This window comes from Neorhizobium galegae bv. orientalis str. HAMBI 540, assembly GCF_000731315.1.
Lineage (GTDB): Bacteria > Pseudomonadota > Alphaproteobacteria > Rhizobiales > Rhizobiaceae > Neorhizobium > Neorhizobium galegae.
In genome coordinates, this window is record NZ_HG938353.1 from 570,028 (window position 1) to 584,281 (window position 14,254).

The 14,254-nt window shown below is 61.7% G+C and carries 14 protein-coding genes; 4 read left to right on the forward strand and 10 right to left on the reverse strand.

The window, feature by feature from the left end:
• Nucleotides 1–16 precede the first annotated feature (16 nt).
• Together uxuA and RG540_RS02690 are read left to right on the forward strand one after the other, a co-directional pair.
• Nucleotides 17–1,192, forward strand: coding sequence for a mannonate dehydratase (gene uxuA, locus RG540_RS02685; protein ID WP_038584245.1), 1,176 nt, complete (start codon nucleotides 17–19; stop codon nucleotides 1,190–1,192).
• Between the two features lie 26 nt (nucleotides 1,193–1,218).
• A complete protein-coding gene (locus RG540_RS02690; protein ID WP_038584247.1) occupies nucleotides 1,219–2,220 on the forward strand; it encodes a Gfo/Idh/MocA family protein in 1,002 nt (333 codons plus the stop codon).
• Between the two features lie 6 nt (nucleotides 2,221–2,226).
• Here RG540_RS02690 and RG540_RS02695 read toward each other — a convergent pair whose 3' ends face one another.
• The 5 genes from RG540_RS02695 to RG540_RS02715 all read right to left on the reverse strand — a co-directional run bounded on the left by RG540_RS02695 (nucleotide 2,227) and on the right by RG540_RS02715 (nucleotide 8,382).
• Entirely contained in the window at nucleotides 2,227–2,541 is a 315-nt protein-coding gene (locus RG540_RS02695) for a BrnA antitoxin family protein (RefSeq protein WP_038584248.1), read from the reverse strand.
• Entirely contained in the window at nucleotides 2,538–2,786 is a 249-nt protein-coding gene (locus tag RG540_RS02700; RefSeq protein ID WP_038584250.1) for a BrnT family toxin, read from the reverse strand. The genes RG540_RS02695 and RG540_RS02700 overlap by 4 nt, the downstream gene beginning before the upstream one ends.
• 89 nt (nucleotides 2,787–2,875) lie before the next feature.
• Nucleotides 2,876–3,976 (reverse strand): 3,4-dihydroxy-2-butanone-4-phosphate synthase, encoded by a 1,101-nt coding sequence (gene ribB / locus RG540_RS02705; RefSeq protein WP_038584252.1) that lies wholly within the window; start codon nucleotides 3,974–3,976, stop codon nucleotides 2,876–2,878.
• Between the two features lie 12 nt (nucleotides 3,977–3,988).
• Nucleotides 3,989–5,086 (reverse strand): chorismate synthase, encoded by a 1,098-nt coding sequence (gene aroC, locus RG540_RS02710; protein ID WP_038584254.1) that lies wholly within the window; start codon nucleotides 5,084–5,086, stop codon nucleotides 3,989–3,991.
• 134 nt (nucleotides 5,087–5,220) lie between these two features.
• Nucleotides 5,221–8,382: a bifunctional diguanylate cyclase/phosphodiesterase gene (locus RG540_RS02715; RefSeq protein WP_051909226.1), complete on the reverse strand. Its 3,162-nt coding sequence runs from the start codon at nucleotides 8,380–8,382 to the stop codon at nucleotides 5,221–5,223.
• Nucleotides 8,383–8,684: 302 nt separating this feature from the next.
• Between RG540_RS02715 and RG540_RS02720 the strand changes: the two genes are divergently transcribed.
• Nucleotides 8,685–8,945, forward strand: a complete 261-nt coding sequence (locus RG540_RS02720) for a DUF1344 domain-containing protein (protein WP_038540593.1) — start codon at nucleotides 8,685–8,687, stop codon at nucleotides 8,943–8,945.
• A 57-nt stretch (nucleotides 8,946–9,002) separates the two neighbouring features.
• Here RG540_RS02720 and RG540_RS02725 read toward each other — a convergent pair whose 3' ends face one another.
• From RG540_RS02725 to RG540_RS02740, 4 genes are all read right to left on the reverse strand, one after another.
• Nucleotides 9,003–9,590, reverse strand: coding sequence for a histidine phosphatase family protein (locus RG540_RS02725; RefSeq protein WP_038584256.1), 588 nt, complete (start codon nucleotides 9,588–9,590; stop codon nucleotides 9,003–9,005).
• A gap of 22 nt (nucleotides 9,591–9,612) precedes the next feature.
• On the reverse strand, nucleotides 9,613–10,431 hold the full coding sequence (fabI, locus tag RG540_RS02730) for an enoyl-ACP reductase FabI (protein ID WP_038584258.1): 819 nt from the start codon (nucleotides 10,429–10,431) through the stop codon (nucleotides 9,613–9,615).
• 151 nt (nucleotides 10,432–10,582) lie between these two features.
• Entirely contained in the window at nucleotides 10,583–11,725 is a 1,143-nt protein-coding gene (locus tag RG540_RS02735) for a DnaJ C-terminal domain-containing protein (protein WP_038584260.1), read from the reverse strand.
• A 276-nt stretch (nucleotides 11,726–12,001) separates the two neighbouring features.
• A complete protein-coding gene (locus RG540_RS02740; protein ID WP_038584262.1) occupies nucleotides 12,002–12,460 on the reverse strand; it encodes an RT0821/Lpp0805 family surface protein in 459 nt (152 codons plus the stop codon).
• Between the two features lie 64 nt (nucleotides 12,461–12,524).
• Between RG540_RS02740 and pdxH the strand changes: the two genes are divergently transcribed.
• Nucleotides 12,525–13,145 (forward strand): pyridoxamine 5'-phosphate oxidase, encoded by a 621-nt coding sequence (gene pdxH, locus RG540_RS02745; protein WP_038584264.1) that lies wholly within the window; start codon nucleotides 12,525–12,527, stop codon nucleotides 13,143–13,145.
• A gap of 15 nt (nucleotides 13,146–13,160) precedes the next feature.
• On the opposite strand, the gene RG540_RS02750 is transcribed toward pdxH, so the two are convergent.
• Nucleotides 13,161–14,144, reverse strand: coding sequence for a polysaccharide deacetylase family protein (locus RG540_RS02750; RefSeq protein ID WP_051909583.1), 984 nt, complete (start codon nucleotides 14,142–14,144; stop codon nucleotides 13,161–13,163).
• Nucleotides 14,145–14,254 lie beyond the last annotated feature (110 nt).

Below are 14,254 nucleotides of genomic sequence, written 5' to 3' on the forward strand. Positions count from 1 at the left end.
ATAAGGTAGCAATACGATGGAACAGTCTTGGCGTTGGTTTGGGCCGGACGACACGGTCACGCTTTCGCATGTGAAACAGGCGGGCGCGACCGGCATCGTCAGTGCGCTGCATCACTTGAATGACGGCCGTATCTGGCCGGACGACGAGATTTTGAAGCGCAGGGCGATCATCGAGGAGGCCGGACTCACCTGGTCGGTGGTGGAAAGCATCATCGTTCATGAGGATATCAAGACTCGCACCGGCCGTTACCGCGAGCTGATCGACAACTACAAGGCCTCGATCCGCGCGGTCGCCAAAGCTGGCATCGGGACGGTCTGCTACAATTTCATGGCGATCACCGACTGGACGCGCACCGACCTCGAATACGAGATGCCGCATGGCGGCACAGCCTTGCGTTTCGATATCGTCGAATTCTGCGCCTATGACGTCTTTATCCTGAAACGCCCCGGCGCCGAGCAGGACCATCCCGTCGACCGCATCGCCAAGGCTCAAGACTGGCTGAAGACGGCGAGCGAGAGCGATCTCGCCCGGCTGGAACGCAACCTGATCGAATGGGTGCCGGCCCGCGAATTCGTCTACGACCGGCAGAGCCTCAACCGCATGCTGGATATCTACAAGGAACTGTCGGAGACTGGTTTCCGCGAAAACCTCTTCACCTTCCTGAACGAGATCATCCCGGTTGCCGAAGAGGCGGGCGTCAGGATGGCGATCCATCCGGACGATCCGCCATTCCCGCTCTTCGGCCTGCCGCGGGTGGTCTGCAGGGCTTCCGATGCACGCGGGCTCCTTGCGGCCGTGAAGTCGCCCTCGAACGGTATCACGCTCTGCACCGGCTCCTACGGCGCCAATCCGGAGAACGACCTCGTGGCGATGGCCAGAGAATTTGGACCCGACATCCATTTCGCCCACCTGCGCAACGTCACCAAGGAAGGCGATGGCTCCTTCCATGAGGCCGAGCATCTGGACGGGGATACGGACATGGTACGGGTCACCATGGCGCTGATGGCTGAAGAGAAGCGCCGCAAGGCCGAGGGCAGGGTGGACTGGCAGATCCCGATGCGACCGGACCACGGCCACGCGATCGTCGACGACATAGGCAAGAAGATAAACCCCGGCTATTCTTGCATCGGCAGGCTGAAGGGCCTGGCGGAATTGCGCGGCATCATGCGCACGCTCGAAGTTCTCGGCTGAAAACGGATATTGAGGGGGAGTGGACGATGACCAAACTGAAAGTGGCGATGATCGGGCTTGGCATGGCCGCGGGGCACCACGCCCGCGCCGTGCTCGATTTGTCCGACAGAATCGAATGCGTCGCGGCTTTCAGCCAGACTGCAGCCCGGCGTGAGGCATTTGCCGCCCAGTACCCGATCCCCACGACCGGCGATCTCGATGCGATCTTTGCGGACAAGACGATCGAGGCCGTGTTGATCCTCACCCCGCCGAGCAGCCACCTGGAACTCGTAGAGCGCTGCGTAGCGGCGAAAAAGCATATCCTGCTGGAAAAGCCGCTCGATATCTCGTTCGAGCGCTCGGAAGCGATCGTCCGGGCTGCGGAGCAAGCGGGCGTGCTGCTGGCCATGGTGCTGCAAAACCGGTTCCGCTTGGCAGCGCTGAAACTCGACGAGATCGTCAGATCCGGTCGACTGGGACAGTTGATCGAGGCGTCCGCCGCGATCCGCAATTGGCGGCCCCAGAGCTATTACGACGTCGAGGGCCGCGGCACGATGGCACGCGACGGCGGCGGCGTGCTGCTGACCCAGGGCATCCACACGATCGACTTGCTGCTGAGTTATGCCGGTACCCCGAAAGACGTCTGCTCCTTCGTCCGCACCAGCCCTATCCATGCGATGGAAACCGAGGATCTGGTGACGGCGACCTTCGCGTTCGAAAACGGGGCGATAGGGACGCTCAACGCCACCACCTGCGCCTATCCCGGCCTGCCGGAGCGCATCGAGCTGCTCGGCACCCACGGTACGGCAGTCTTGACCGGCGATACGCTGAAAGCCGCATTCATGGACGGCACCAGCATCACGGAAGGCGGCGAGAAAACGGGCAGCGGGACAGGGGCCAACCCGATGGCCTTCGGCCATGAAATGCACCGCGCCCTGATCGGGAATTTCATCGATGCGGTTCGAACCGGTGCACCGCTGCGCGTCACCGGCGAAGATGCGCTCAAGGCTCACCGCTTCATCGCGGAAATCCTGGCTGCCGGCCGGTAGACCGTCTCAGAGGCCGGCTGCCTTGCGCAGCTCCTCGGCCATTTTGGCCCGCCAGTCCTTGCCGGACGCCTTGAATTTTTCGAGCACGTCCGGATCGAGCCTGAGCGTGACAGCTACCTTGGGTGCCTCAAGTTTCGGCCGGCCCCGGGCGGCGATGGCCTGTTCCATCTTCGCGGCCATCTCGGGAAAGACTTCCCGGAACGGCCGCATGCTCGCCATCTCTTCGGCGGTCAATGGTGGGCTGTCGACCGCGTCCCAATCCTCTTTGGTATATCCGCGACCAGGGCGAAATTCTTTCTGTTTTTCGTGCTTGATGTTCATTCGATCATGCTCCTCTCATCTTTTCGGGCAGGGCGCATCGAAATGACAGAGATTGCTTCCGAGCCGAGCACCAGGAATATCACGACGATCGTTCCATCCTTCAGGCGGCCGACAGCTTTGGATCTCGCCTTCTTGGCGGGTGTGGTCACTGCCGTTGCGAAGAATTCGAAATAAAGATCAGCGAAATCGAGACCATGCTTCTCGAGATTCACAATCCGCTTCGTCTCGTCCCAAATGATCTTCAACTATTATCCGTACACGAAAAATCGCCGCCCGACAACGAGCGACGATGGAACGGTCCGAAACCTTTTGCAACCCTAAGGATTGAGGGCGATCAGCAGATCACCGTTTCGGCGATCTTGATGCCGAAACCTTCGAGGCCGACATAGTGGCGCTCGCTGCGGGTCAGCAGCTTGATCGAGGTGACGCCGAGATCCTTGAGGATCTGCGCGCCGAGGCCGATTTCCAGCCATTCGCTCTCGCGGGCCTGGGCTTCGGCATGGCCCTCCTGGTCCTGACGCAGCTTGCGGCCATGATCCTTCTGGCCGACCCCGACCGAGCCTTCGCGCAGGTAGATGATCACGCCGCGACCCTCTTCCTCGATTTTCGCCATGTAACGATCGACCGAGCGCTGTGTGCCGAACACGTCACGGGTGACGTTTTCGAGATGCAGGCGGACCGGAATGTCGACGCCGTCGCGGATGTCGCCGAAGATCACCGCCACGTGCTGCATCGGGTCCCAGGGCAGCGAATAGGCATGCGCCTTCGCCTTGCCGTGCGGCGTCTCGACGTCGAACGCCGTCTGCAGCTCGATCAGCGTTTCCTTGCGCTGGCGATAGGCGATCAGGTCGGCGACGGAAACCTGCTTCAATCCGTGTTTGGCGGCAAAGTCGGTGACCTGCTGGCCGCGCGTCACGGTGCCGTCGTCGTTGACGAGTTCGCAGATGACGCCGATCGGCGGAAGGCCGGCGAGCCTGCAGAGATCGACGGCCGCTTCCGTATGGCCGGAGCGCATCAGCACGCCGCCTTCGCGGGCGATCAGCGGGAAGATATGGCCGGGCCGCACAAAATCGCTTGGGCCGACATTCGGATTGGCGAGGTTGCGGACGGTGAGCGTCCGGTCCTCGGCGGAAATGCCGGTCGTCGTGCCGTGCTTGAAATCGACGGTGACGGTGAAGGCCGTCGTGTGAGCACTGTCGTTTTCCGCCACCATGGCGTTGAGGTTTAGCCGCTTGGCCTCCTCGCGCGGCATCGGGGCGCAGACGATGCCGGACGTGTGGCGCACGATGAAGGCCATTTTGTCCGGCGTACAGTGGACAGCGGCGACGATCAGGTCGCCTTCGTTCTCACGGTCGTCGTCATCGGTGACGACGACGATTTCGCCGGCCTCGAAGGCGCGGAGGGCGTCGACGACGCGCTTCTGATCATAGGCCATGGATGTCGTTTCCTAGAGATTTCGCCCCGTCTGGGCCCGGTCGCGGAGATAGTGATCGGCAATTGCGCATGCAACCATCGCCTCGCCGATCGGCACGGCGCGGATGCCGACGCAGGGGTCGTGGCGGCCCTTGGTGCGCACCTCGACATTGTTGCCGTCGACGTCGATCGAGCGCTGCTCGGTAAGAATGGAGGAGGTTGGCTTGATCGCGAAGCGGGCGACCACCGCCTCGCCGGTCGAGATGCCGCCGAGAATGCCGCCTGCATGGTTGGAGAGGAAGATGGGCTTGCCGTCATTGCCCATGCGCATCTCGTCGGCGTCTTCCTCGCCGGACAGTTCTGCAACGCCGAAACCGTCGCCGATCTCGACGCCCTTGACGGCATTGATCGACATCAGAAGGCTGGCGATATCCTGATCGAGCTTGCCATAGACCGGTGCACCGAGGCCGGCGGGCACGCCTTCGGCGATAACTTCGACCACGGCACCGATCGAGGAACCGGCCTTGCGGATGTCGTCGAGATACTCTTCCCAGACGGGCACCATCGCCGCATCGGGGCAGAAGAACGGGTTCTGGCCGACCTGGTCCCAATCCCAGTTGGCGCGGTCTATTTTATGCTTGCCGATCTGGATCAGCGCGGCGCGGACATTGAGGCTCGGTACGACCTTGCGGGCAAGCGCCCCGGCGGCGACGCGGGCAGCCGTCTCGCGGGCGGAGGAACGGCCGCCACCGCGATAGTCGCGGATGCCGTATTTGACGTCATAGGTATAGTCCGCATGGCCGGGGCGGTAGCGGCGGGCGATCTCGCCGTAATCCTTGGAGCGCTGGTCAGTATTCTCGATCAGCATCGAGATCGGCGTGCCGGTCGAGATCATCGTCTCGCCGTCGGCGTCCAGCATCACGCCGGAGAGCACCTTGACGATGTCGTCCTCGCGCCGCTGCGTCACGAAGCGCGACTGGCCGGGCTTGCGCTTGTCCATCCAGGCCTGGATTTCCGCCAGTGTGAAGCGGATGCCGGGCGGGCAACCGTCGACCACGCAGCCGAGCGCCGGGCCATGGCTTTCGCCCCAGGTGGTGACACGGAAAAGGTGACCGAAAGTGTTGTGCGACATGGCGTTACAGGACCAGCTGTGGCGGAGCTGGCCTTTCGCCAACTTCTGACGCGGTTGTCATATGGAAAAGGTTGCCGGGCGACAAGTCTTTCTTGGCAGAACTGTCGCGCCGGAAATGGTGAACAATGATGGTTCTAGGCGGCGGCCCTGCGCCAGCCTGCATGCGCGGCTGCGGTGAAATCGTCGAACGAAAGCGGCCTGGCGAAGGCATAACCCTGCAGCAGGTCGCAGCCGAGTTCGCGCAGGAGGCTCGCATGCTGCATGGTCTCGACGCCTTCCGCCACCGTTTCGACGCCGAGCGAACGGGCAATGTCGATGATGGAGCGCACCAGCGCACGCTCCTGCGGCGAGGTCAGGATCGGCATGACGAGCTGCCGGTCGATCTTCAGCCGTTTCGGCTTCAGCTTCAAAAGGCTGACGATCGAGGTATGGCCGGTGCCGAAATCGTCGATCTCGATGTCGATGCCGAGTTCCTTGATGCGTTCGAGATTGCTGGTCGCAGCCGCTTCGCTCTCGTCGAGGAAGATCGATTCCACCAGTTCGAAGGAAATCTCGCCGGGCACGATCGCCAGCGTCTGCAGCGTGTCGATCAGGGCTTCGTCATTGAGGCGTTTTGAGGAGACGTTGACGGAAACCTTCGGCACCCGGACGCCGAGTGCAGCCCAGCGCATCTTGTCCTTCAGCACCGTCTGGAGCACGATGTGGTCGAGTGCTGCCGACACGTTCAAATCCTCTGCAATCTTCAGGAACCGGTCGGGCGCAAGAATTCCGTGATGCGGATGGTTCCAGCGGATCAGCGCCTCGACGCCGGTCAGCTGGTTGGTGCGGGCATCGAATTGCGGCTGGTAGAAGGCGATGAATTCGTCATTGTCGATACCGGTAAGGACCTCGTCGGCGGTGCGCTTGTGGCTGACGATCTCGGCCTGCAGGTTCTGCGTGAAGAATTCGTATCGGTTGCGGCCCATGCCCTTCGCCCGGTAGAGCGCGATATCGGCATTGACGAGCGTGCGACGTGCATCGACATTCATGCCGCTTGCCTGGGCGATGCCGATGGATACGCCGCAGCGGCAGGCGAAACCTTCAAAGTCGATCGGCTGGTGGAATTCCGCGATGATGCGCTGAGCGAGCTGGCTTATCTCCTCGGCGCTCGAATTGTCGGTGGCGAGGATGACGAATTCGTCGCCGCCGATGCGTGCGACGATATCGCCGCTGCGGACGTTGCGCGAGAGGATGCGTGAGGCGTGCACGAGCATCGCGTCGCCCGCCGCATGTCCGAGCGTGTCGTTGATCTGCTTGAAGCGGTCGAGATCGAGATGCAGGATCGAGAACTTCTGGCGCTCGTTGTGGCTGGAGCGCGACAGCCGGTCGAGTTCCACGTCGAGCTTGCGGCGGTTGGCGAGCAGGGTCAGCGGGTCATGCAGCGAATTGTGCTCGATGCGGCTCTTGGCGAGTTCGAGTTCGGCGTTCTTCGCATCGGCCTCGTCCTTGGCGGCCTTCAGTTCCCGGGTCAGGATAGCGTCCTGGGTGACGTCGAAGGCAATGCCCACCACCTTCTTGGATCCGTCGCGCATCGTATGCACCTTGCCGATGGAGCGGATATAGCGGATCGAGCCATCCGGCTGGGGCACGCGCACGACCAGCGGATCCGGCAGGAAGTTTTCCGTGAAATGGTAGGAACTGAGCTTGGCGTGCTCCCGGTCGTCCGGATGGATGAGCTCGATCCAGTCAGCGGCCAGGATGCGGCCGTCGGTGAACGGAACGCCGTGCAACTGGCACATGCGGGCGTCCCAGGTCTCGATATGCGTGACCGGATTGGATTCCCATATGCCGCAATTGTAGGAATCAAGCGCCAGATCGAGGCGGCTCGACAGCTCTTCCAGGTCCTGTTCGCGGTTCGACAGTTCATCGAGCGCCAGTTCCAGTTCGGCATTCTTGATGTCGGTATTTTCCTTGGCGTTACGCAGCGTCTGCGTCATCACCACGTCGCCGGTGACGTCCCAGACAATGCCGGTGGTGCGCAGGGTGCCGTCGGCATTGCGGTAGTTCGCACCTGCCGATTTCAGGTATCGCAACGTGCCGTCCGGCAATTGCACGCGGTAGGTTTCGCTGCAGGGTGTGTTGCTAGAGGCGCAGTCGACGAAATGTGTCTCCGCCGCCGTCCGGTCCGGCGGATAGATCGATCCGAGCCAGTCGTAGAGACGGTTGCCCTCGCTGGCCGCCGGCTTGTCGTGCAGCCCCGCTGCCCGCTTGTCCCAGAACAGACTGTTGCCGTTGCCCGTCACCTCCCAGATGCCGATATTGGAGGCTTCCATGGCGAGGTTGAAGCGTTGTGACAGCTCGATGAGATTGAGCTCACGGGCCTTCAGTGCATCGATATTGCGGTTGCGTTCGGAAATCAGTGAGGTAGCGATGAAGATCGGCACGATCACCGCGAGTGCCGCAAGCACGAGGGCCAGGCGGAACCCGAGCTGGTTGGGCGGCACGATGTCCCAGCCGGAACGAGGAGCGGCGAGCAGCGTCCAGTTGGCGCCGTTGATGGGCACCGTCCATTTCATGGGAGACTGGTCTTCGATGGAATCATTGCCGAAGAAGGCGAAATATTGCGGCCTGTCGACGTCCCGCAGAACGACGTTCAGCCACTCGAGATTGATCAGGTTCGGTTTCGTCGCCGTGGCGGGGGAGAAGGTGACGCCGGATGCCTCCATCAGGCCCTGCTTGTCGATCAGCACCGCGAGCGCCCCCCAAAGGTCACCACCGTCCTCTTCCTTCGATACCGGTACGACGAGAGTCAGATGTCCTTCCTGAGTGCCGCTCAGCAGAGATACGCGGTTGCGGCCGCTCACGGACTTCAGGTCGTTTGCAAGGCGCAGCAGATCGATTTTGCCGATCTTGCCCGACCCGCCGCCGACAATGCCGTCGCGCGTGATGACCTGGGCAAGCTCGAAATTGGGTGCGACCGCGACGCCCGAAAAATGCGCGACTTCGCCAAGTTCCTTATCAACGTGGCGCTTGAACGTGTCTGCCGAGCCGCTCAAATCGTCCCTCAGCGCGTGAACCAGATGGTCCGTGGCGGCGATGTCGGTCTCTACGCGTACGATGAGGCGCCGGGCCAACAGGCCGGCAACTTTCTCCGTCGTCGCCCGCAGGTCGCTGCGAAAGCTTTCGGTATAACGTTGGTCGATGATGACCCCGATCGAGATGACCGCAAGGGTGATAACGAGCGCGATTGTTGTCGGGGTCTTGGTGCTGCGTGCGAAGCGCAGTGATTTGGAACCGGACGACGGCCAGAATTTCACGCGCGAGAACCTTCTCATTAACCCCTGTGGCACGAAGGGTCAGCCTATGGGGCGGGGGTTAATTTACGCTTTCACGGCACCCTACAAACTTTGGTCCAATTTATTGTAAGGGAATACTTGGGATTGGTTTCGCAAACGCTGCCAGACCCCGTCATAGGGAGGCATCCCGCCCTTGAAAAGCGTTAACAATCAGGTCATTACTTATACGGAAAATGTCACGGTAAGGGGCGATTTTCGCCACAATCGGGAGGCTATCTGTGCGTCGGAACAAGACATCATCGACCTCATCAAGGCTTCCGACCATGCGCATCCTGATTGCTGCTCTGCTTGCCACTGCCAGCATCTTTTCGCCCCTCAACAGCTGGGCTCAAAGTGCCGACGTCGAAGCCACGATCAAGGCCGTGGATGCGAAGGCGCTCAACTTAACGCTCGACGACGGAAAGACCTATAAAGTGCCCGAGGAATTCAATTTCGAGGGCTTGAAGGCCGGCGTGAAAGTGCTGGTCTTCTACACGGTCGTCGATGGCAACCGCGTTGTCGACGATCTCCAGATCGTTCAGTAATATCGCAGAATTAGCGAAGTATAATTTAGAATATCCGCTGCCCCGCGTATATTTCAATCAGAGCCATGTTATCCGGTTGAGGTCGGTATCGATCATCAGGATGCGGTCCTGCGGGGTCGGAACGGTGGCCGCTTCGTCTTCGTCGAGGTTACCGATCAGCCGGAAGAGCGAGCGGATCACCCCGCCGTGGCTGACGCAGACGGTCGGGCCATCAACGGACTGCAGCCAGGCGCCGATCCGCCAGCAAAGGATCTCATAGCTCTCGGCAGAGATGCCGGGCGGAATGAAGCTCCACTTCTGCTCGGCCCGGGCGGCGAGGCGGTCCGGAGAAATCCGGCGGATCTCCTCGAGCGTATGGCCTTCCCAGTCGCCGAAGGAAACTTCGACCAGCCGTTCGTCCGTCCGGTAGGCGAGGGGATCCAGCCCCATGGCGGTGCGCAGCCGTTCCATTGTTTCGCGGGTCCGCGACAGCGGGCTGGCAACGAAGGAGAAACCTTCGGCCGCGCCGATCATCTCGCGCAGCCGCTCGCCGTTCCGCGTTGCCTGAGAGCGGCCGAGAGCATTGAGCGGAATATCCTGCTGGCCCTGGAGCCGGCCTTCGGCATTCCAGTCCGTCTGCCCGTGGCGGATCATGTAGATGAGCACGGCAGACGTCCCTGGAAGAGCATCAGTCCTTGATGACCGAAATGTCCGGCGCATCGACGGCCTTCATGCCGACGACATGGTAGCCGCTGTCGGCGTGATGGGTTTCGCCGGTGACGGAGCGCGAGAGGTCGGACAGCATGTAGAGACCGACATCGCCCACTTCCTCGATGGTGACGGTACGGCGCAGCGGCGCATTGTACTCGTTCCACTTGAGGATGTAGCGGAAGTCGCCGATGCCGGAAGCGGCAAGCGTCTTGATCGGCCCGGCCGAGATCGCGTTGACGCGGATGTTCTTCGGGCCGAGATCGACGGCGAGATATTTGACGCTGGCTTCGAGCGCGGCCTTGGCGACGCCCATGACGTTGTAGTTCGGCATGACCTTTTCGGCACCATAATAGGTGAGGGTCAGCATCGAGCCGCCGTCGGTCATCAGCTTTTCCGCCCGCCTTGCGACCGACGTAAAGGAATAGACCGAGATCTGCATCGTCTTGGCGAAATTGTCAGCCGAGGTATCGACGTAACGGCCGGTCAACTCGTCCTTGTCGGAAAAGCCAATCGCATGCACGAGGAAGTCGATCTTGCCCCAGTGCTTTTCGAGATTGGCGAAGACTTCGTCGATGGTCGATTCGTCGCCGACGTCGCAATGGCCGGCCATGTAGGCGCCCAGTTCTGCGGCCAGCGGCTCAACCCGCTTCTTGAGTGCGTCGCCCTGGTAGGTGAATGCAACTTCCCCGCCATGCTGGTGGATGGCCTTGGCAATGCCCCACGCGATCGAACGATTGTTGGCAACGCCCATGATGAGACCGCGTTTGCCTGCCATGAGGCCGGAAGCCTGAACCATTCATAGTCCCCTGATACTCTAGATGAACGCTGCCTATGACATAGGCGGCTCAAGGGTTCAAGCTGACTTGGATCATCTCGTGTTAGTGGCCGTAACAAAGGGTGCGCAGCGGTGAATACCGACGCAAAACTGTCATACTGGGCAAGGCCTGTCAGACATACAGTCCGTGGCGCATGTGCCGCATCAGGTCGGTGACCTTTTCGTTCGGCTTTTCCCACAGGACGACGCGCAGCTCGACGACGAGATCGCCACGGCCGCCGGCATCGTCATGGAGGCCGAGGCCCTCCAACCGGATCGTCTGGTCGGAACCGGACCAGGCCGGAATGCTGATGCTGCGGTTGCCTTCCGGCGTCTCGACCGACGCGTCGCCGCCGAGCACCGCATCCTCGAGCGAGATCGACAAGGTCGTGTGGAGATCGAAACCTTCGACCCGGAAATGGCTGTCGCGGGCAATCTTGATCGAGGCGAGCAGGTCGCCGGATTTCATGCCGGTGAGCTTGAGGCCCTGGCCCTTGAGGCGCGCCACATGGCCTTCGGTCATGCCCCTTTCCAGGGCAAGGCGCACTTCGCGGTCGTCGGCCATTTTCAGCGTGATCGTGTTGAGCTTCAGGAGATCCTCGACGGTGACCGTGGCTTCGACGGAGATATCCGGCGCCTTTTCCGGTGCCGGCGTCGTGCCGCGGAAACGGCGCACGATGGAGGCGATCAAGTCGATGGCAAGGGCTGGCAGCGGCGGTCGTTCGCCCCCCGATGGATCTGCCTTGGCCGTTTCGACCGTATCGCCGTTTGGTTGCGCCGAACCGCCCGCCTGAGCTTTTGCCTGATCGGCCGCCGCGGCGCCGAATATGCGCTCGATCATGTCCTCCGGCGTTTCGCCTGCCGGGCCGGACTGATTCTGGGGATGGGCCTGAGACTGGGCCTGTGATTGGCCGCGAGCCTGTGCCTGCGGTTGCGCCTGGGATTTGGCGTTTTGCGCATTGGTCTTGGCGAGTTCTTCCATGACCTTTTCGGCGTTGGCCTTTGCGACCTTGGCGCGTTCGGCGGCTTCGCGGGCGGCATTGCGCTGCTGCATGATGGTCTGGTGCATCTCGGCGGCCCTGTCGTATCGCTTGCGGCGCTCGGGATCCTTCAGGACCTCGTAGGCCTGGCCGATCTCTGCGAAACGGCTCGTCGCAGACGGATCGTCCTGGTTCTGGTCGGGATGAACGGTCTTGGCCTTGGCGCGCCAGGCTGCCTTGATTTCGTCGGGCTCGGCATTGCGCTGCACGCCGAGAAGAGAATAGGGATCACGCATTGTGGGACCACCGGTTACCTGAAACGGCGGGTCCCCGCTTGATCCTTGGACCCCCATTATTCGTCACAACTCCGACAGTCGTCCGCCGGTTCCTCATGTCCCGGACAGATTACTGCTTACGTCGGGAGAGCCTATGTTAGGACTTGTGAATCAGTGGTTACACAGCCGCCGGCAGCACTCGTTAAGGTAAACGAAGCGTTTCCAGCACGAATTACGGAAACGCGCGAAAACCGTTTCCTTGCAGCCGCATCGGGTGTGGGGCAGTGATGACTGCGACTACTGGCGGTCGAAAGCCGTCAGCATCCAGTCGCCGCTGCCGGTGAGGCAGGTCTGGCCGGAGAACATCGCGATACCCTCGTAGGAATGCCGCGTGGTGGTGAAGGCGCGGCAGATCTGCTCGCCGTTGCGGGCCTCGTGGATCTGCGAGACGACGCCGGCGCTGCCGGTCGCGGTATTCGCCCACGGAACCGAGGCTGCGCCGACCTTTGCAAGATCGGCCGAGGAGACCGCATTGCGCACAGTCGCTTCGTCGGAAAGCGTGGCGCCGGTATGCGGCGGCGTGCCCGGCACGGTGCCAGTCGCGATCGAGCGGTCGACCTTCGGGGAACTTCCGAAGAGATCGAGGCTGCTCGTACAACCGGCAAGCGAAAACCCGGCTAGGCAGAGGGCGGCTGCCCGTCTGCCGAGGAGAAACGACCTCTTTGTGCGGCTCTTCGACTTTGCTATCACTACCACCGTGCGTCCTGTCCGACTGAAAAACTCGGGCATTTTTCATGAGATTGGGAGTATTTTAGTCAATATGTCTGACAGCGGGTTAACAACTGGTGACTTCACCGCCGAGAACGAGCCTTTCGCGCTTTTTGGCGCTTGGCTGAAGGATGCCGAGAGCTCTGAACCCAACGATCCGAATGCCGTTGCGGTTGCGACCGTCGACGAAAACGGCATGCCGAACGTTCGCATGGTCCTGTTGAAGGGGTATGACGAGAACGGTTTCGTTTTCTACACAAATTTCGAAAGCCAGAAGGGCCGCGAGATCCTCGGCCAGAAGAAGGCCGCGATGTGTTTCCACTGGAAATCGCTGCGCCGCCAGGTTCGCCTGCGCGGCGAGGTGGAAGTGGTGAGCGATGCGGAGGCGGATGCCTATTATGCCTCTCGCGCCCGCGGCAGCCGCATCGGCGCCTGGGCGTCGAAACAGTCCCGCCCGCTCGAAACCCGTTTCGCGCTCGAAAAATCGGTTGCCGAATACACCGCGAGATACGCGATCGGCGACATTCCGCGCCCGCCCTACTGGTCCGGTTTCCGCATCAAGCCGGTATCGATCGAGTTCTGGCACGACCGCCAGTTCCGCCTGCACGACCGCATCGAATTCCGCCGCCCCGTCGCCGACGGTCCGTGGGAAAAGGTGCGGATGTATCCGTAAAGGGAAGGGCGGCTTTCAGCGCCCGATCACGAAGGGGATGCCCGAGGCGAGGGCCGAGACGTAGCGCGGCTGCTGGTAATAGCCGTTGAGCGAGATGCGCGGCAGGCCGGTGAGCCTGTTCACGTATTTGGCGCAGAGCGTGCCGGGCTGCGTCGTCACCGCGACTGAAAAGCCGATCTCCTTGGCAATCGCGTAGTCGCGTTCGGAAACCGCGGCGCGGCTGCCATAGGGATAGGCGATTGTTTGCGGCCGTTCGCCGGTCAAAGCCTCGATCCAGTCGGATGACTGCTTCATCTCCGCACGGGCGTCTTCCGCCGAAAGCCGGGCGACGGCGCGGTGGCTTACTGTATGGGCCCCGAGCGAGGCCAGCGGATGGACGGCGACCGAGCGGAGCTCCTCGGCATTCATGGTCAGGTCGGCAGTGATTTTTAGAGGGTCGATGCCATGTTTTCTCGCCAGCGCATCGACCCGCGAGACGGCGGTGGATTCCTCGACTTCGAGGACATAGCTGGAGAACCGGTCGAAGGCATCGAATTTTCGGGCCTCGGAGGTGAGGTCGAGGATGTCGGACCCGCCGCCGAAGTCGAACGTCACCTCGCGTTCGCGACCGAGCAGCTCGGCAACCGTTTCCCACCACAGCGAATGGGTCCGCTCGGCAAATCCGCGGGTGACGAAAATGGTGAAGGGCACGCCGTAGCGGGCAAACACCGGCAAGGCGTATTCGGCATTGTTTCGGTAGCCGTCATCCAGCGTGAAGGCGGCGAACGGCTGTTTGGTCGGCGCGGCAAGCCGTGCCGGCACGTCGCTCAAGGGGATGAACTCGTAACCCTCCGCCGAAAGCCGTTCGATCGCTTCGCCGAGGAAATCCGGTGTGACTTCGAGATGACCGCTCGGCTGCAACGGGCGGCTCTGTTTCGGCCGCACATGATGAAGTGTGAAGATGGCGCCGTGGCCACGGGCATTGGGCATCATCCCGGCACGCGCAAGTGCGGCAGCCATGTCGAGGCCACCGGCGACAAGCCGGCGTTTGACATCCCGGCGCCAAAGCGCCTGAAACCTCTCCTTCGTGTTCCCCACCGCGATCACGCCCACGTTACTTCGGTGAGGCC